At 75.2% G+C, this 17,288-nt stretch carries 21 protein-coding genes and 1 pseudogene; 10 read left to right on the top strand and 12 right to left on the bottom strand.

Annotated features, from left to right (window positions below):
* Positions 1-128 precede the first annotated feature (128 nt).
* Positions 129-566, top strand: coding sequence for a MerR family transcriptional regulator (locus IE106_RS06355; RefSeq protein WP_189530690.1), 438 nt, complete (start codon positions 129-131; stop codon positions 564-566).
* Positions 567-704: 138 nt separating this feature from the next.
* On the opposite strand, the gene IE106_RS06350 is transcribed toward IE106_RS06355, so the two are convergent.
* The 4 genes from IE106_RS06350 to IE106_RS06335 all read right to left on the bottom strand — a co-directional run bounded on the left by IE106_RS06350 (position 705) and on the right by IE106_RS06335 (position 2,858).
* Positions 705-1,436 (bottom strand): hypothetical protein, encoded by a 732-nt coding sequence (locus tag IE106_RS06350; protein WP_189530688.1) that lies wholly within the window; start codon positions 1,434-1,436, stop codon positions 705-707.
* 170 nt (positions 1,437-1,606) lie between these two features.
* A complete protein-coding gene (locus tag IE106_RS06345) occupies positions 1,607-1,915 on the bottom strand; it encodes a transcriptional regulator (protein WP_189530687.1) in 309 nt (102 codons plus the stop codon).
* Positions 1,912-2,388, bottom strand: a complete 477-nt coding sequence (locus IE106_RS06340) for a hypothetical protein (RefSeq protein ID WP_189530685.1) — start codon at positions 2,386-2,388, stop codon at positions 1,912-1,914. Before IE106_RS06340 ends, IE106_RS06345 begins: the two co-directional genes overlap by 4 nt.
* A 197-nt stretch (positions 2,389-2,585) precedes the next feature.
* Positions 2,586-2,858, bottom strand: coding sequence for a hypothetical protein (locus IE106_RS06335; protein WP_189530683.1), 273 nt, complete (start codon positions 2,856-2,858; stop codon positions 2,586-2,588).
* A gap of 301 nt (positions 2,859-3,159) precedes the next feature.
* On the opposite strand from IE106_RS06335, the gene IE106_RS06330 reads away from it, so the two are divergent.
* The 4 genes from IE106_RS06330 (at position 3,160) to IE106_RS06315 (ending at position 5,689) form a co-directional block, all read left to right on the top strand.
* Entirely contained in the window at positions 3,160-3,456 is a 297-nt protein-coding gene (locus IE106_RS06330) for a DUF3303 family protein (protein WP_189530681.1), read from the top strand.
* 274 nt (positions 3,457-3,730) lie between these two features.
* Positions 3,731-4,483 carry an alpha/beta fold hydrolase gene (locus tag IE106_RS06325; RefSeq protein ID WP_189530679.1) on the top strand — a complete coding sequence of 251 codons (753 nt, stop codon included), beginning with the start codon at positions 3,731-3,733 and terminating at the stop codon, positions 4,481-4,483.
* A complete protein-coding gene (locus IE106_RS06320; protein WP_189530677.1) occupies positions 4,480-4,977 on the top strand; it encodes a hypothetical protein in 498 nt (165 codons plus the stop codon). The genes IE106_RS06325 and IE106_RS06320 overlap by 4 nt, the downstream gene beginning before the upstream one ends.
* 499 nt (positions 4,978-5,476) lie before the next feature.
* The gene (locus tag IE106_RS06315; protein WP_189530675.1) at positions 5,477-5,689 is read left to right on the top strand and encodes a hypothetical protein; all 213 of its coding nucleotides are present in this window, start codon (positions 5,477-5,479) and stop codon (positions 5,687-5,689) included.
* Between the two features lie 106 nt (positions 5,690-5,795).
* Here IE106_RS06315 and IE106_RS06310 read toward each other — a convergent pair whose 3' ends face one another.
* Positions 5,796-5,981 (bottom strand): hypothetical protein, encoded by a 186-nt coding sequence (locus IE106_RS06310; RefSeq protein WP_189530673.1) that lies wholly within the window; start codon positions 5,979-5,981, stop codon positions 5,796-5,798.
* Between the two features lie 311 nt (positions 5,982-6,292).
* Positions 6,293-7,183: an alpha/beta fold hydrolase gene (locus tag IE106_RS06305; protein WP_189530670.1), complete on the bottom strand. Its 891-nt coding sequence runs from the start codon at positions 7,181-7,183 to the stop codon at positions 6,293-6,295.
* 331 nt (positions 7,184-7,514) lie between these two features.
* Between IE106_RS06305 and IE106_RS06300 the strand changes: the two genes are divergently transcribed.
* Positions 7,515-7,772, top strand: a complete 258-nt coding sequence (locus IE106_RS06300; RefSeq protein WP_229840093.1) for an HU family DNA-binding protein — start codon at positions 7,515-7,517, stop codon at positions 7,770-7,772.
* A gap of 77 nt (positions 7,773-7,849) precedes the next feature.
* Here the strand turns inward: IE106_RS06300 and IE106_RS30170 are convergent.
* Positions 7,850-8,231: pseudogene (locus IE106_RS30170) on the bottom strand (flavodoxin family protein); the annotation flags it as partial.
* A gap of 116 nt (positions 8,232-8,347) precedes the next feature.
* Positions 8,348-8,797: an SRPBCC family protein gene (locus IE106_RS06290; RefSeq protein WP_189530664.1), complete on the bottom strand. Its 450-nt coding sequence runs from the start codon at positions 8,795-8,797 to the stop codon at positions 8,348-8,350.
* A 295-nt stretch (positions 8,798-9,092) separates the two neighbouring features.
* On the opposite strand from IE106_RS06290, the gene IE106_RS06285 reads away from it, so the two are divergent.
* From IE106_RS06285 to IE106_RS06275, 3 genes are all read left to right on the top strand, one after another.
* Complete coding sequence (locus tag IE106_RS06285) at positions 9,093-10,340, top strand: SLC13 family permease (RefSeq protein WP_229840091.1); 1,248 nt, start codon at positions 9,093-9,095, stop codon at positions 10,338-10,340.
* A 152-nt stretch (positions 10,341-10,492) separates the two neighbouring features.
* Positions 10,493-10,915 carry a DUF6003 family protein gene (locus IE106_RS06280; protein WP_189530660.1) on the top strand — a complete coding sequence of 141 codons (423 nt, stop codon included), beginning with the start codon at positions 10,493-10,495 and terminating at the stop codon, positions 10,913-10,915.
* Between the two features lie 252 nt (positions 10,916-11,167).
* Positions 11,168-12,217, top strand: a complete 1,050-nt coding sequence (locus IE106_RS06275; protein WP_189530658.1) for an LLM class flavin-dependent oxidoreductase — start codon at positions 11,168-11,170, stop codon at positions 12,215-12,217.
* Positions 12,218-12,450: 233 nt separating this feature from the next.
* On the opposite strand, the gene IE106_RS06270 is transcribed toward IE106_RS06275, so the two are convergent.
* The 4 genes from IE106_RS06270 to IE106_RS06255 all read right to left on the bottom strand — a co-directional run bounded on the left by IE106_RS06270 (position 12,451) and on the right by IE106_RS06255 (position 16,642).
* Positions 12,451-13,371: a hypothetical protein gene (locus IE106_RS06270; protein WP_189530656.1), complete on the bottom strand. Its 921-nt coding sequence runs from the start codon at positions 13,369-13,371 to the stop codon at positions 12,451-12,453.
* Positions 13,372-13,464: 93 nt separating this feature from the next.
* On the bottom strand, positions 13,465-13,851 hold the full coding sequence (locus tag IE106_RS06265; RefSeq protein ID WP_189530654.1) for an STAS domain-containing protein: 387 nt from the start codon (positions 13,849-13,851) through the stop codon (positions 13,465-13,467).
* Positions 13,848-14,978, bottom strand: coding sequence for a cobalamin B12-binding domain-containing protein (locus tag IE106_RS06260; RefSeq protein WP_189530652.1), 1,131 nt, complete (start codon positions 14,976-14,978; stop codon positions 13,848-13,850). The genes IE106_RS06265 and IE106_RS06260 overlap by 4 nt, the downstream gene beginning before the upstream one ends.
* Entirely contained in the window at positions 14,975-16,642 is a 1,668-nt protein-coding gene (locus IE106_RS06255; protein WP_189530650.1) for a PP2C family protein-serine/threonine phosphatase, read from the bottom strand. The genes IE106_RS06260 and IE106_RS06255 overlap by 4 nt, the downstream gene beginning before the upstream one ends.
* Positions 16,643-16,908: 266 nt before the next feature.
* Here IE106_RS06255 and IE106_RS06250 point away from each other — a divergent pair, with 266 nt between their 5' ends.
* Entirely contained in the window at positions 16,909-17,286 is a 378-nt protein-coding gene (locus IE106_RS06250; RefSeq protein WP_189530648.1) for an STAS domain-containing protein, read from the top strand.
* The last annotated feature ends 2 nt before the right edge of the window (positions 17,287-17,288 follow it).

Here is a 17,288-nt window from a genome sequence, read left to right as displayed (position 1 = left end):
GTCCCTCATGGATCGGGAGCCGAACGGTCTGCTCGGCTCCCCACACCAGCAACTCTACCCTAACGTTAGAGTAGAGATCGGACGGCCGACGCCGGCCGCCAGGACGAGGAAGGCCGGGGGCCACGGGCGTGGACAGCGAGCACATGCAGATCGGCGAGGTCGCCGCGCGAACCGGGCTGTCCCTGCGCACGATCCGGCACTACGAGGAGACCGGGCTGGTCATGCCCTCCGCGCGCTCCCAGGGCGGCTTCCGCCTGTACACCGAGACCGACGTCGCGCGCCTCATGGTCATCCGCCGCATGAAGCCGCTCGGGTTCACCCTGGACGAGATGCGCGACCTCCTGGAGGCCATCGACCGCCTCGACGCCGACGAGCGGCCCGGCGGCGAGGAGCGGGAGGCGCTCCTGGAGCGGGTGCGCCGTTACGAGCGGTCCGCCGTGCGGAAGATCGAGGAGCTGCGGATCCAGCTGGCGCGCGCCGAGGAGTTCGCCGACGCCCTCCGCGGCCGGCTCGGGACCGCCCCTGACGAACCGGCTCCCCCCGCGCACTCCGCCGTCCCCGCCTGATCGGGGCCGGTCTCGTCCCCGCCCGATCGGGGCCGGCCCCGTGCCGGTGCCGCTCTCCCCCGCGCCCCGGGGCGCCGGCGGCCGTGGCGGGAGGCCCGCGCGCCGGCGGTGGGGGCACGCCGCGCGGACCGCCGCCGGTCAGACCGGTGAACCCCAGGCCGTCGTCAGCCCCTCCAGCCATGCGGGAGGCAGTTCGGCGGCGTCCCACTCCTCCCGCAGCGCCGTCGGCGCCGCGGCGAGCCGTTCCAGTACGGCGACGCTGGTCGGGGAGTGGATGAGCGAGTAGCGGCCGTGGATCGCGATGGCGCTGCCGGGCCCGTACTGCGCGTACAGGCGCTCCAGGCGTCCGCGGCGGGTCGAGGCGAACTCCGCCAGCCGTCCCGCGTAGCCGGCCCGCTGCCGGGAGTTCATGGTGCCGAGCACGGCGGTGAGCACCTGCTCGGAGACCTCGGGATCCAGGTCGGAGACGTCGGTGAACGAGAGGTAGAGGGGCATGACCGCCACCTTCGCCCGCTCCACCTCCATCCTCCTGACCTGGGGACGCGCGTCCTCGGGGGTGGACGACGGACCGGAGGCGACGGCGTGCCGCAACGCCCGTTCGGCGAGGCCGCCGAGCTCGTCGGTGACGGCCTGGGCGCCGTCGAGCCAACCGGACTCGTAGGGCTCGCCCTTCTCCCCCGGAGCGCTCCGCCCGCCCGCGCCGACCTCCCGGTGCGCGAGGGCGAGGGCGCCCGCCTCGACGAGCCCGATCAGCTCCTCCGCCTCGCCGGAGGAGACCCCCGCCCGGGCGAGGAGTTGGAGGAGCGTTCTCTTCGCGTTGAGGACGCTGACCGCGTCCAGCTGCTGCCGTCCTTCTTCGGCGGCGTTCATGGGGTCCTCCTCGCATGGGCGTGTGGTGCGCGTACGCGAAACGCTCCGTTCCAGGGTGCAACGCTCGGTGGCCGTGCTGAGCTCCCTTCGGGTGCGGCGTGCCCACGTTCCCACTCCTCCGGCCCCCGGACGCCCGGGACACGGGCAGCGGCCGCCGTCCGGGCGCGGGGCTACCCGTGGGCCGCGCCGGCGGCCTCCGCGGCCGCGACGATCGCCTGCAGCGACGCAAGGTGGCCGGCCAGGGCCTTGTTGCCCGCGCGGGTGGCCGCCAACCAGGTCTTGGGGCGTTTGCCCACGTACCCCTTCCTCACGGTGACGTAGCCGGCTTCCTCCAGAACGCCCGCGGTCTTGCTGAGCACCGAGTCCGACACCTGGCAGTAGTCGCGCACGGCGGAGAACTCGGCCTCGGTGCAGCCGCTCAGGAAGGCCAGCACCGTCAGGCGCGTCGGGTGCTGGAGGAGCGGCTCCAGCGCGGTCACGCGGCGCCCTCCCGCCCGCGGCGGACGCGGGCGTCCAGCATGCCGCACGCCCGCCAGAACGCCGCGCCCGCCGCCGTCCCCGCGGCGCCCGCCACCCACCGCACGTCACCGCCGGCCGCCCACGCCGCGCCGGCCGCCGACGCGCCCGCGGCCAGGACCTGCAGGACCGCCGACAGGACGTGGGGGCCGAGTCCCGGCGCCCAGCGCCTGGCCACGCCGCCGCTTCGCACGGCGATCGCCGCGGCACCCCCGCTGAACGCCGCGAAGACTCCCGCGAAGACGCCGACGAGCCAGGACCATCCCGCTCCCAGGGCCTGGCCGACCGCGATCCCGTAGACCGAGAACGCCAGCGCGAAGACCGGGCCGTACCACTTCGGGGTGGGCTGCGGAGCCTCGGCGGCGGCGCGGGCGCGCTCCGCCAGAGCGAGCGCCTTCACCGCGGGAAGCGCCGCGTCCGAACCGTCGATCGCCATGATCGTCCCCTCTCGTCCCTCTTGCGTTCCATGATGGCATGTACTTTCCCAATCGGAAACTACTTTCCTTCGAGGCGCCTCTCCGTACCGGTCCCCCGAGCCCTGCCGGTCCGCGCCCGGAGGGCGGAGGCGTCGGGGGCGCCCCCGCGCGGCGGTACGGGCGAGGGGACCCGGGCCGCCGCGACGGGCGGTACGGGCTACACCTCGATGTACGCGACGACCACCACGGTCCTGAGCGCGGTCACGGAGTACAGGACCCGCACGGACTCGACTTCGTCGGTGTACTGGCGCAGTTGCGGACCGGTGGCCCCGCCGGGGATCGGCTCGCCGATCCCCGGGTCGACGGAGATGACGACCAGGGCACGGTCCAGGGCGTGGATCTCCGCCTCGGTGGTGATGTCCTCCAACTGCCCGGCCGCGGAGTCGGAGAAGGCGACGCGGGCGCGGCGGGGGCCGTTCCGCGGGGTCATCAGGCGACGGCCCGGCGCTGGGCGGCGGTCTCGGCGGCGGGGGACGGCTGATCGCTCATCGGAAGCTCCAGGGGCAGAACCGGCGTGTCCCGCCCCAGTGTCGCCGGTCCCGGACGTCCGGAACCATGCGGGTGGCCGGCTCCCGGACACGGCGGCCGGCCGGGGGCGTGCTCCGGACCGGACGCCGACCGGCGACGGGTCCCCGTACGCGCGCTCTCCCCCGAACGCCCCGGTCCGAGTGCACACCGGTCGCACCGCTCCCAGACTGAAGCGGCCCACCTCCGAGAGAAACGAGGCCCTCATGAGGATGATGCTGGTGATCCACATGGACACGCAGAAGGCCAGCGAGCTGATCAGGGACAACGAGATGGAGCAGTTCATGCAGTCGGCGATGGAGCGACTGCGGCCGGAAGCCGCGTACTTCGGCCCGCACAAGGGGGTGCGCACCGGGTTCATCGTCATGGACCTGGAGGACCCCTCTCAGCTCCCGAGCATCTCCGAACCCTTCTTCTCCCGGCTCAACGCCACGATCGAGGCGTTCCCGGTGATGACCGTCGACGACGTGCGGGCGGGTCTGCAGCGGTACGCCTCGGCCTGAGCGGAACACTCACCGCGAACGCCCCTCGTCCCCGGAGGGGCGGGGGCTCCACCGGACGCCGCCCCGGCGCGTCGACCGGCTCGGCCGTCGGCGGTGCCCGGCTCACCGGCGGCGGGCGGCGCGTCGGCGGGGTGGCGCGTCGGCGCGCGACGGGCGCGCGAGGAGCGGCGCGGGCCCGGGAAAGCGGCCGGAAGGCGGCCGGGAGCGGACGGGGTCCGGGACCGACACACGGCGCTTCCCCGCGGTCGGCCCCGGCGGGCCCGATAGTGGACGCATGGAACAGACCAGGCACGCCGGGCTCTTCACCCGCCGCTTCGGGCCTTCGCCGCGCGAGGGGGTTCCGGCCATGGTGCTGGTGCACGGGCTGGGGCTCTCGGGGCGGTACTTCGTGCCGCTCGCACGGCGGCTGGCGGCGGGCGGGGCGAGCGTGTTCGTCCCGGACCTGCCGGGCAACGCGCGGTCGCGGGCCGCCGTACGCCGCATGCCCGACGTGGGGGCGCTCGCCGACGCGATGGCCCACTGGCACCGGCAACTCTCCCTGGGGCCGTGCCTGCTCGTGGGCAACTCGGTCGGCTGCCAGGTCATCGCGGCCCTCGCCGCCCGCCACCCCCGTGTGGTGCGCAGGGCGGTGCTGGTCGGCCCGGCGCTCGACCCGGGCGCGTCCGGCTGGCGCCAAGCGGGGCAGCTCCTCGCGGACGCGCCCCGCGAACCGCTCTCCCTGCTCGCCATGGCGACGGCCGACTACCTGCTGACCGGTCCCCTGCGCTTCGCCGCGTCCTTCCGTCACGCCCTGCGGGACGCGGCCGAGTCGTTCGAGGTGAACCTGGCCCGGGTCCGGGCGCCGACGCTCGTCGTACGCGGGGCGGGCGATCCCCTCGCCTCCGGCTCCTGGGTACGGCAGGTGGCGCGCACGGTCGCCGACGGGCACGTCGCCGAGGTCCGGGGCGCCGCGCACGCGGCCCACTACAGCGCGCCGGACGCCGTGGCCGCGCTGGTCAGGGCGTTCGCCGCGGGAGGACGCGGGTGAGACCGCCGAGGACCTCCACCCGTACGCGGCCCGAGCGTGACGGCCGGCCCTCGCCCTGGGCGCGTGTCCTGCCGGGCATCTCCCCGGAGCGCCGCGGCCTGGTGCTGGCCTGGTGGGGGTTCGCCCTCGCCTTCGGCGGGATGCGCCTGCTCACCTGGCTCATCCACATCGACGTGGCGGGGCTGGGCGACGTCCAGGCGGGCGGGGTGCACATCCACCACTACGTGTGGGGCATCCTGGTGCTCGCGGCCGTCGGCGTGGCGGGCCTGGTCCAGCGCTCCGCGCGGGCGCGCGCGTGGATGGGCCTCGCCTACGGGGTGGGTCTGGCCCTGGTCCTGGACGAGGCGGCACTGCTGATCAGCCTGGAGGACGTGTACTGGGACACCGAGGGCTGGGTCAGCATCGCCCTGGCCCTCGCCGTGCTCGCCCTCGCGGGCGGCGTTCTCGCCGTCACACGGTACCGGCGCTCCTCCACGGGGGCCGGCGACGGGTGAACCGGGCACCCGGCCGCACCGCGCCGAAGCACGCGGCGGGAGGGCCCGGCCGATCGGGGAGACCGGCCGGGCCGCGCGGGGGGCGGTCGCCCCCCGGGAGGCTCCCCGGGAGCCCGGCCGAACGGCCGTCCCCGGGCGACGGGCGGGGGTCGGGGGCGCTGTCGCCCCCGCAACCGCACCGGAGAGGGGCGAGGGGGCCGGGGAGATCCCCGCCCGGTGTCCCGGGAGACCGGGGACGGCTGCCCGGCGGCGTGACCGGCCGGAAGCGGCCCGGTGCCGGGAAGTGTTTCTCATATGCGCCTTCCCCGGGCCGCACCATCCACGGGAGTCTGGTCACCGAGCCCGGTGAACGGTCGGCGTAGCCCGGATGGAGGATCGCTGGTGAATTGCCAACGTTGCGGTGCACCCGCGTTACAGCAGGGTGGCGGCTGGGTGTGCTCTCAGGCATGCGGTTGGTCGAGCGTGTCGCCCCCTCCGACACGGGTAGGTTCTTGCGGCGATGACCAGTAGATGGGAACCGGAACGCGAACCGGCCACGGCGACGCAGACGACACCGGAGATCACGACGACGATGTGTTCGGCGTGCGGGTCGCAGGTGTCCGGGCTGAACGGCCGGTACGCGTGCGGGGTGTGCGGCTGGGTGAACAACTGGGCGGAGGGGCACACGGCCCTCCCCCACGCCGGGGAGGACCGGGACCCGCCGGAACCGTGAGCCCGCCCCTGGACCCGGTGTGCCGCCGTGGTCGCGCAGCGCGTTCGCCGCCTTGCCGAAGGCCGAGTCCCTCCTCGTGTCGAACTCCTCCTCGGTGAAGACCGCTTCAGTGAAATGCGGCGGGATGCCCGCGCCGTCGAAGGTCCTGCCCGGCGTGGGGGGTGTCCTCGCCCACATGCCCGCCGAAGCCGGAGAGCCGCAGACAGCCCTGCCCGCCGGAGAGGGCGGCGTAGGTGATCGGCCCGTGGGCGAAGTCCTGGAGGTTCCGGGCGTCCCCGGAACCGCGCTCCACGACGGACTTCCTGACTTCGGTCTCCGCTTCCCTGATCCGCCCGCCGGTCCCGCGCTGTCCGGGGAGGGCCGACCGCCCCGCAACCGGCGGTCCCGCGCCGGCGGATCGTCCCGTGAAGCCCTCCGGCCCCGTCCCGGGCGGGGACGGGGCCGGAGGACCGGAGGTCCGGGGGCGGGGAGGGCGGCCGGTTCGGGCATCCGTCGTGCGGTGGCGCCCGGCCCCGGACAGCGCTCGCGCCGCGGCCCGGGGGCCGGCTCCGGGGGCGTACGGGGTCCCCGCGGCTGGGGCCCGCCGGCTCCGCTCACGGCGGGTCAGGCCGGGGCTCCTCCCCCGGGCCGCCAGAACCCGCACAGCTCCCGGACGAGTTCCTCGGGTGCCTCTTCGGCGATGTGGTGGCCGGATTCGATCGGGCCGCCCTCCAGACGGCCGCTCACCCACTCCCGCCACACGCCCAGGACGTCGCCGTAGAGGTCGACCATGTCGTCACCGGTCGCCCAGAGCACCTGCACCGGGCAGGCGACGCGCCGTCCGGCCTCCCGGTCGGCGTCGTCGTGCTCCCGGTCGACGCCCAGGCCGGCCCGGTAGTCCTCGCACATGGCGTGCACGGTGGCCGGGTCGTGGATGGCGCGGCGGTAGTCCTCGTACGCCTCGGCGCCCATCCGCCCCGCCTGCTCCGCGGCCTCGTACCAGGCGTCCGGGTCGGCGTTGATGACCCGCTCGGCGGGCTTGGCGGTCTGTCCGAGGAAGAACCAGTGCCACCAGCGCGCGGCGAACCTCGCGTCGCAGCGCCGCAGCGCCTCCCCGATGGGCACGGCGTCCAGCACGCTCAGCGCGGAGACGGCCTGCGGGTGGTCCAGGGCGAGGCGGGTGGCCACGTACGCCCCCCGGTCGTGGCCGACGACGGCGAACCGCTCGTGTCCCAGGCCGCGCATCAGCGCCAGGCAGTCCCCGGCCATGGCGCGCTTGGAGTACGGGCGGTGCTCCGGGTCGGTCGGGGGCTTGGAGGACCCTCCGTAGCCGCGGAGGTCGGGGCAGACGACCGTGTACCCGGCGGCGACCAGCAGCGGGGCGACCCGGTGCCAGGTCGCGTGCGTGCGGGGGTGTCCGTGCAGGAGCAGCACCGCCGGGCCGCCGCCGCCGTACCGCACCCGTAACCGGGCTCCGTCCCCCTCGCGCCGCGTCAGCGTGAATTCGTCGAACACGTGACCTCCTCAAGGTCGGCGTCGCTTGCCGCCTGCCCGGGATCACCCCGTCCACACGGTCGCCGCGCCGCTCCGCCGGGCGGGTCCCGCCGCGCGCCGGGGCCGTGATCGGCCGACTGCTTCCCGGCGGCCGGGGTGGGACCGCTCGCCCCCGACCGCACCGGACACGGGTGGCGCCGGAGCGGGCCCGAGGGGCCGGGTGCCCCGTTCGGCCGCGCCGCGTGGCCTCCGGCTGTGCGGACCGGGCGGTCCTGCGGTTAGCGTCGAAGGGTCGTGACCGCTCCGGCGGCCGCGGCCAACCCGCATCCGGTGTCGGAACTTGGAGCTGCTCGTGGACAGGTCAGCGCTGGCGGAGGCAACGGCCCGCAAGACGGCGGAGCACGGCGGCCAGGTCTCGGCCGAGGACGTCGAGCGGGTGCTGGAGGCCCTGTTCGGCACGGTGGCGGACGCCGGGGCCCTGGCCGAGGCGCTCCGGCGGGACCAGTCCGTCAGCCTCATGGGCTTCGGCAGTTTCCACCTCGAGAACGGGACGGCGGTCCTGCGGCCCGGGCAGGCGCTGACCGAGTACCTCAACGGCGACGTCGACTGACCCGTCCGCCGGGCGGGGCATCCGCCGTCCGGTCGGCGGGCGCGGTCACGGCGCCCCCGCCGGGCGGTGTCAACCCGGGGCGTTCGCAGTGGGTTCGCCCGGAGGGCCGCGGCGACGCCGTGCGGGTCGGCCGCCATGGCGCGCCCCGTCTTGTGCGACCAGTCGCGACCGCGTTCGTCGTCCGGGTGGTCGGGGTCCGGGTGCCGGTACGTCCACGCCTGGCCCGGGACGGTGTGGCCGATGTCCCCGGCGCCCCGGCGAGCTCGCTGATGAGGTGGTGGGCGCCGTCCTCGTCGCCGGTGCGACCACGCCCGCGACGCGGTCGTTGGCGACGGGCTGCCCCTGGCCGTCGGTCTCCGACAGCATCGCGTCCATGCGTTCGAGCACCTGTCGCGCGACGGAGGACGGGCGGCCCGGCCAGGTGGGCGACGCCATGACCGGGATCTCGCAGCCCGGCAGCACGTCCCCGGACGGCCCCACGCGCGGCGGCGCCACCCGGCCGACCGGGTGACGCCCGCGCACGCGCCGCGCCCGTCCGGCGCCGGAGGGGGGTGGCGCCGCCGGTGCGGGGACGGTCAGACCTCGCCGCGCCACGCGCCGGTCTCGGTGCCGCGGCTCTCGATGAAGGACTTGAACCGCTCCAGGTCGCCGGTGACCTGCCGCTTGACGAAGCCGAGCTTGTCGCCGACGGTCTCCACGAAGCCGTCGGGGTCGAAGTCCATCTGGAGCATGACCTTGGTGGTGGCGTCGTCGATGCGGTGGAAGGTGACGACGCCGGCCTGCTTCACGTCACCGCCCACGGTCGTCCAGGCCACCCGCTCGTCGGGGATCTGCTCGGTGATCTCGGCGTCGAACGACCGCTCCGTGCCGTTCACGTTGGTGGTCCAGTGGGTGAGGGTGTCGGTGCGCTGCTCGATCCGCTCCACGCCCTCCATGAACTGGGGGAAGGTCTCGAACTGGGTCCACTGGTCGTAGGCGGTGCGGACCGGGACGTTGACGGTGATGGATTCCTCGACCTGCGACATGCGGAAAGTCCTCCTGTGGGTCGGTGCGGCCCCGTCGGGGAGCCGTGGGCTTCCGTTACCGGAGACGGTCGTGTACCCCCGTCCCCCGATGTCATGACGCCCGGAAGATCCCTCTTCGGCGCGTTCGGCCGGGATCGCCCCGCGGTGACGGTTCCGGTCCCGTGCGGCGGGCGCCGGCTCGCGGCGGCCCCGCCCGTCGCGCGGGACGCGCGCCCACGCGGCCCGGAGGCCGGCCACCGCCGTCCCCGGGCCCCCGGCGGGCGGGGACGGCGGGGCGGCCCGGATGATCGGGGTCATGCTGCTCGAGTCTTCGTCCGTCGCCGCGCTGGCCGTGGTGCTGGTGTGCGCCGTCGTCCGTCCCTTCCGCTGGCCGGAGGCGGCCTTCGCGGTACCCGCCGCCGCCCTGGTGGTCGCCACCGGCGCGGTCGGGCTGGAGGACGTACGGGAGGAGGCCGCCCGGCTCGGTCCGGTGATCGGGTTCCTGGCGGCGGTCCTGGTGCTCGCCAGGCTCTGCGACGACGAAGGGCTCTTCCACGCCTGCGGCACCTGGATGGCCCGCCGGTCCCGTCGCCGGCCGCGCCGGCTCCTCGGCGCGGTCTTCGCCCTCGCCTCGCTGATCACCGCCGCGCTCAGCCTGGACGCCACCGTCGTGCTGCTGACCCCGGTGGTCTTCGCCACCGCCGCCCGCATGGGTGCCCGGCCGGGTCCCCACGTCTACGCGAGCGCCCACCTGTCCAACACCGCCTCCCTGCTGCTGCCGGTGTCGAACCTGACGAACCTGCTCGCCTTCACCGCCACGGGGCTGACCTTCACCCGCTTCGCGCTGCTGATGCTGGTGCCGTGGCTGGCCGCCATCGCCGTCGAGTACGCCGTCTTCCGCCGTTTCTTCGCCGCCGACCTGGACGCGCCCGCCGAGCCGGTGGAGGAGCCCGAGCCGCCGGAGCTGCCGCTGTTCGCGCTGGTGACCGTGGCCGCGACGCTGGGCGGGTTCGCGGTGGCCTCCGCGATCGACGTCGACCCGGCCTGGGCCGCGGCGGCCGGCGCGGCGGTGATGGCCGGCCGCGCCCTGGCCCGGCGCCGCACCACCCCGGCCGCGGTCGTGCGCTCCGCCGCCCTGCCGTTCCTCGCCTTCGTCCTCGCCCTCGGCGTCGTCGTACGGGCCGTGGTGGACAACGGGCTCGGCCACGCCCTCGGCGCCGTGCTGCCCGACGGCGCCTCGCTGCCCGCGCTGCTGGGCACCGCCGCGTTGGCCGCCCTGCTCGCGAACCTGATCAACAACCTGCCGGCCGTCCTCGCCCTCGTCCCACTGGCCGCGCCCTCCGGGCCGGGCGCGGTCCTGGCCGTCCTCCTGGGCGTCAACATCGGCCCCAACCTCACCTACGCGGGCTCCCTGGCCACCCTGCTGTGGCGGCGCATCGCCCACCACCACGACCATACGGTCGAGTTGAAGGAGTTCACCCTCCTGGGCCTGCTCACCGTCCCCGCCGCCCTGCTCGCCTCGACCCTCGCCCTGTGGGCGTCGCTGGCGGTCATCGGCACGTGACCGGCCCGACCGGGCCCGCGCCCCGGCGCGGCGGGCGGGCACCCGGGAGGCGGCGGCCACCGGTGTGACGGACGGCCCCCACCGACGATGATCCGGCCCCGGCGGGGTAAGAGAGCGGCGACCACCCCGACCACCTACCCGAGGAGCCGCAGGTGACCGATGACGCCTACTTGTTCCTGCTGGACGACACGACGACACCACTCGGTGTGCCGCCGGCCTCCGTCGGCGACCTCGCGTGCCTGGAGACCCCCGCCGTGCGGGCGTGGCTCGACGCGTACGGCGTCACGGTGACCTCCCCGCAGCTGCGGCTGGTGCCGCCGGAGGAGACGGCCGCCATCCCGGACGGGGCGGAGCGGCTGCCGGTCCCCCTGAGCGACGAGGAGCTGAGCCGGCTGCGGCACCACAACGCCCCGGAGGCACGCGCCGACATCGAGAACCAGCTCCGGGCCTACCGGGAGTACGCGGACGGCCGCGACGCCCTGCTCGGCCGGGCGGTGGCGGCCGGCGTACCCCTGGAGCGCATCGTGGAACTGACCGGCGAGGACCCCGCGACCGTGGCGGCCGTCGCCCGGTGACACGGCGACCGGCGGCGGCCGCCGCGTCCGCGGCCCGCCCCGCCGGACACCGGACCATCGGAGGCACGCCGTCCGCGCCGCTCCGCCCCCGGGAGCGGACGGCGCCCACCCGGCTCCGTCCGCTCCCGGGGCCGAACGGGTGCGCCCACGGCCCCCACCGCCCGGCGGGCACCTGGACAGGCACCGGTGGGCTGCGAAACTGACTGGACACTGACTCGTTGACCGCTCGGCTGAGGACGAACGGAGACGCTCATGAAGTTCAGTTACGCGCTGCTGCCCGACTACCCGCTGCAGGATTCGCTGGCGTCCATCAGGCTCGCCGACGAGCTCGGCTTCCACGCCTGCTACGCCGCCGACGAGACCTGGCACAAGGACCTGTGGCTGCTGTTCGCCGTCGCCGCCGGGCAGACCCGGAACATCCGTCTGGGCCCGAGCGTCTCCCCGGTGACCCTGCGGGAGCCGACGCTGATCGCGCAGGCGCTGGCCACGCTCGACGAGCTCTCGGGAGGCCGCGCGGAAGCCGTGCTGTCCAGCGGCAACTTCGGGCTGCTCGCCCAGTACGGCATCGACTGGGCGCGCACCCGCCCCCTGTCCCGGGTCAAGGAGGCGCTGCACGTGGTGCGGACGATGCTGGACGAGGGCGCCATCACCCACCGCGGCGAGTTCTACTCCTACGAGGGGCTGTTCACCTTCGCCCGGCCCGTCCAGCAGCGGGTGCCCCTCAAGTTGGGCGCGATGCGCGGCCCCAGGTCCTTCGAGGCGGCCGGCGAGCTGTCCGACGGGTGCCACCACGCGCTGAGCTACACCGCGGAGGCCTACGAGTACGCCGTCCGCCACATCAGGGCGGGGGCCGAGCGGGCGGGCAAGGACTGGCGCTCCCTGGACATCGGCGCCTGGGTGGTGTTCGCCACCGGGCACGACTCCGCGCGGGCCAAGGAGGCGGCGCGCAGCATGGTGGGCATCTACGCCTCCTCCATGCCCGAGGAGCAGCTGCTCCGCAACGGGGTCGATCCCCTCGAACTGAAGCCCGTGGTCCAGGCGATCGCCGCGGGTGACCTGGCCAGGGGCATCGAGCTCACCACGCCGCGGATCGCCGAACGGCTGTCGGTCGCGGGCACCCCGGACGAGTGCGCGGAGAAGATCCGCACCCAGATCGCCCCCAGCGGCGTGAACCACGTCATCTGCGCCGTCACCGACCGCCGGCTGGTGCGGGCGTTCACCGGGCGGGACCTGGACGGGGTGGCGGACGTCGACACCCAACTGCGCCTCATCCACGAACAGATCATGCCCGCCTTCGCCTGACCGGGGCGGGCCCGGTGACCGGCGGGGCGGCGGCGGTCCCGTACGGCGGCGCCCTGGCGCTCCCCCACAGGAGGCACCGGCCCGGCGGGAACGCGTGTTCACCGACTGCTCCCGCGGGGGCCGTGACGCGGCCGGACCGGTCCCGTTCACGGAGCACCCGTGCCCCTCACGCACCCGTCCGGAGGACCCCGTGGCTCCCGCGCCCGCCCCTCCCCGTCCCCTGCCGCGTCCCTTCAGCGGCGCCCCCGCGGCTGCGGCAGGCCGGCCAGCTCGGCGTCGGTCGCCGGCCTGAGGGTCGACAGGACGTGCCGGGCTGCCGACAGGTCGGGGTGGGAGCCCTCCATCGACACGGTGTACACCAGGCCGTCCCGGCGCAGCCGCAGTTCCCGGCGCTCGTGGTCGCCCTCGTACGTGACCAGTTGGCGGCCCCCGCCGTCGTCCGTGCAGCGGATCGGCTCGCCGAAGGGCACGGGGCAGCCACGTGCGTCGGCGCGACGGGTGTCGTGTCCCGCGCGTTCCACGCCGAGGTGCAGCCCTGCCGAGCGGGACCGCTCGTAGTCGGCGCCGAAGCCGTCCCCGCTCGCGCCCAGGACCCGCAGTGCGTAGCCCGGTGGTGGATCGCCGACCCGGAGCAGGGCGCGGTCCACGCCGTTGGCGGTGATCCACTCGTCGAGAGGGGGCGGCTGCGCGGCGTCCCGGACGGCGTACACCCCGCCGGCGGCGAGGACGGCCGCCGCCCCGAGCGCGCCCAGTTTGACCCGCAGGCCCGGGAGGAAGAGCGCGGCCGCGAGGACGTAGCAGGCGCCCCCGGTCAGGTAGAGGAGGCCGTCCCCCGGTTCGTTGATCGTGAAGTGCGCCACGGCGGCCCCGAGCGCGCCGACCGTGCCGAGCACGTGGACGCCCACCGCCCACACCCACAGGCCGCGAGGCCGGCGGATGAACGGTACGACCGGGCGGGCGGCGGTGCCCAGCCCCGCGAACACGGCCGCCCCCAGGGGCGCCGAGACGGCGAGGGCCACGGCGAGGTGAGCCGGTCCGCCCGCGAAGAGGGCGGCGAGCACCACCTGCGTCTGCAGGCCCGTCAGGGCGCAGCCGACCAGCCAGACGACCGCCAGATGGGCCAGGACGCGCCCCGCTTCTTCCCTCTGCCTCATGATGGTGATCACGCCGGGCGGGCCGGCGGCGGTTCCCCCCGTGGGAGAGGACGGCACGGGGGGCACGGGTGGCCGGTCAGGGGCGCGCCCCGGTCAGGGCTGCTGCGGTGGGTGGGTGTGCATCTCCGCGTCCTGGTCGGCGGCGTGGTCCGGGCAGGCCAGGTAGTCGAGGGTGCCGGTCTGCCGCAGCAACTGCTCCAGGAAGCCCGGGCGGTCGTGGAGGTGGAAGGCGGTGCCCGTGCCGGCGCAGACGCGGTGGATCATCAGCAGCGTGGCGAGGCCCATGGAGTCGCAGAAGGTGAGCCTCTCGCAGTCCAGGTGCAGGGCGTCCGGGGCGGGACGCGCGGCGAGGCGTTCTCGCGCGGTGCGCATCAGGGCGTCCGCGGTGTCGTAGTCGAGGTCGCCGGTCAACGCGATGCGCAGCTCACGGCCGCTGGTGGTGACGGTGAGCCGAAAGGATTCGTCGGGCAGGGTCGTCATGCCGGTGTTCCAGTGAGGGGGATCGGGGGACGGGGGTCGCGGGCGTCGATGACGTCCCGGCCGCGGGCGAGGAAGTCCAGGGCCCGGGGGAAGTCCTTCAGCTCTTCACCGAGGACGTCGAGCCCGGGCAGCAGGGCGGTCGCGGGGACGCGTCGCGCTTCGAGGACGTCACCGGTCCAGCCGATGAAGTCGGTGAACACCTCCACCGCGTCGGTGTAGAGGGCGGTGGCGAGGAAGTCGACGATGTGGGCGATGTCCTCGGCGGTCCGCTCCCGCTGCGCGTCGGTGTACGCCTGCATCCCGGGCAGCCGCTCCTCCAGCCCGGCGAGGGTGTTCTTCACCAGTTGGCGCTTGTTGCGGGTGACCAGGGTGTACTCCTGGTCGGTCAGGTGCGGCAGGTCGTCGCCGACCTGCCGGGGTCCCGCCGGGAACGGCCGCGGCACACCCCGGTCGAGGAGGTCCGCGGCGGCGCGGGCGTCGGGCGCCCAGGCGTCGGCGCCGAGGAGGCGGGCGTAGCGGCCGTCGCGGCCGAAGGCGGCACCGCCGGCGAGCACCGGGATCCCTATGGCCTGGACGGCGGTGACGGCGGTGTGCGCCTGGGGCAGCCGGGTCGGGATCGAGGAGGACAGGGCGAGGACGCCCGGCGCGGTCCGGTGCAGGTGCGCCACCAGGTGGGGGGTGGGGACCTGGGCACCGAGGAAGTCCACCCGGTGGCCGCGGCCCCGCAGCACCTCGGCCAGGATCCTCGCGGGCAGGGCGTGCCATTCGCCGTCCACGCAGGCGATCGTCACCGCCACCGCCCCGGCCCGCGCCGCACGCGCCGCCGGGGGCGGGTCGCGGTGCGCCATCGCCGCGATGATCCGGTCGTGGATGGCGGTGGCCGCGTGCTCCTGGGCGACGCTGATGCGGTCCGCGGCCCATTCGGCCCCCACCTTCGCCTGCACCGGGGCGATGACGTCGAGCAGCGCGCTCTCCGCCGTGGCCCCGCCGTCCAGGAGGCCGAAGACCGCCAGCCGGGCGGCGTGCTCGTCCCGTGCCTGTACCGCCCGCCACAACTCGGTGCGCGCCCTCGCCAGGCGGCCGTCCGGGTCGCGGCCGGCTCCGGCTTCCGTGTCCCTCTGCGTCATGCCGTGTACCTGCCCGGAGTTCGTCCGTCTACGGCAGTGAGTTGTGCCCGGTTGGGGGCGGTGATGGCCAGCAGCGCCATGTCGTCGTGCGGATTGCCCCCGACCCACTCGGTGGCGAGCATCTGGACGCGTTCGACGACCGCTTCGGCCGGCATCCCCGCGCACTCGGCCAGCGTCGCGCTCAACCGCCGCTCGCCGAGCATGACGTCACCGAGGGGGCCTCCCCTGCCCTCGGTGATGCCGTCGGTGTACAGCAGGCACGTCTCGCCGGGCGCCAGCTCCACGTGGGCGGTGGTGGCCCGGACGTGGGGCAGCGCGCCGATGAGGGTGCCGCTCGTGTCGGCCTGCTCGACCTCGCCGGTGTGCCGGACGATCAGCGGCGGCGGGTGGCCCGCGCTGGTCAGCCGGAGCCGGACCTTGCCGCCGCGGCGTACGACGGAGGCCAGGGCCAGGGTCGCGAAGCGCGAGTGGCGGCTGCTGAGCAGGGCCCGGTTGAGCAGCCGCAGCACGTGCTCGTGGTCACCGGTCATGGGGAGCAGCGCCTGGAGGGTGTTGCGGATCTTCCCGGTCAGGACGGCCGCCTCCAGGCCCTTGCCGCACACGTCCCCCAGGACGGCGAGGGTCTCCTGGCCCTCCTCGGCGGCGGGGTGCACGTCGTAGAAGTCGCCGCCGATCCGCTCGGTGTCCTGGGAGGGCCGGTAGCCCCCGGCGAACTCCACTCCGCGGATCTGCGTGAGGGTAGGCGGCAGCAGGTCGGCCATCAGGGTGGCGGTGATCCTGGCCTGCTCGGTGTAGAGCCGGGCCGCGGACAGCGCCGCTCCCGCGCGTGCCGCGAACAGGCCCGCGAAGACCTCCTCGGCCGCGTCGAACGCCGCCCGGTCACCGTGCCGCAGCAGGATCAGCGCCCCGGCCGGCACCCCGTGGCCGGGCAGGGGGGTGACGACCACGGAGCCCGCCCGGCCCTCGAAGCCGTCCGGAACCGCCCACGGGGGCAGCGACGCCGGGTCGATCCACCGCGACGGGACGGGTGGGAAGCCCTGGAGTGCCTCGCTCAGACCGGGCACCTCGGCGGGGTCGACACGGATCATCCGGTGCTCCGGCGCCTGCCCGGCGACGCAGCCGGCCAGCGGGTGGTGCCGGCCGTTGGGCGGGGCGACCAGGACCGCGGCGTCCGCCAGGTACTCGGCCGCCAGTTCCACCGCCACCTCCATGCAGCGCCGTACGTTCAGCGACGCCAGCAACTGCGTGGACGCCTGGGCGAGGAAAGCGGTCCGTTCCTGCTCGTGCCGCAGGGCCCGCTCGGCGAGGAGCCGGTCGGTGTCGTCGGTCAGCCACCACACCACGCCCCCGTCCACACCGACCGTGGGGTGCGCCTCCAGCACGAGGGGGCCGTGCCGGCCGCTGACCGTGCGGCCCGGCACCCCGTCCCCGCCGCCGCGCCGGGCGAGACCGCGGTGCGCGTCGGCGAGCCATCCGGGAACGGTGTCGTCGAGCAGGGTGCCCGGGACCGCTCCCGGGAACAGGGTTGCCGCGGCGTCGTTGACCTGCACGATCCCGCCGGCCTCGTCCGCGACGAGGGCGGGGTACGGTGCGTGCGTCCACGAAGTGGCGACGCCGTGCGCGGGACCTGGTTGCAGGGGCTTGATGCCCTCGTGAGTCGTCATGAGTGGAGACCCGGGAGACGGGCCTCACCACCTTCCGCTGGAGGACAAGGCTTCCCACCATCCCGCAGGTGCCGCCGGACTATCAAGCCGGTGCGGAGACCGGACCGGCCGTTCCCGCCTCCACGTCACATCTGCACACCCCCCACAGGACCCGGGCACGCGATGTCCACACGCGGGTCCCCGGGTGCGGCCGGCGGCACGGACACCCCGACCGCCCGGCTCCCCCGCCGGGGAGGCCCGGCGGGCACCGGTGGGATAATGCCGCGATGAGCGACGAACCCGAAGTCCTGACGGCGGTGACCGCCGGTGTGCGGATCGTGCGTGTCAGCGGCGAGTTCGACTTCGACACGGCCGAGGAACTCGCCCGCGCGCTCGCCCCCCTCCCCCACGACGCCCCCGCGGGGACGGTCCTCGACCTGTCCCAGGTCACCTTCGCCGACTCGTCCTTCCTGCACGCCCTCCTCCGGGCCGAAAGCCAGCACCGGGCCGCCGGGGTCCCGCTGTTCCTGTCCCAGCCGAACCCGTCGGTCCTCCGGCTGCTGGAGGTCACCGACACGGTCCGCTCCTTCACCCTCGTCGACTCGGTGACCGCGGCCGCCTCGGCCGCCCGGGCGATGCCCGCCGACGGCCACGGGGAGGGGTAGGC

This window comes from Streptomyces roseolilacinus, assembly GCF_014649335.1.
Classification (GTDB): domain Bacteria; phylum Actinomycetota; class Actinomycetes; order Streptomycetales; family Streptomycetaceae; genus Streptomyces; species Streptomyces roseolilacinus.
The sequence above is the reverse complement of the archived record's forward strand: the minus strand, read 5'-3'. Positions and strand labels throughout refer to the sequence as shown.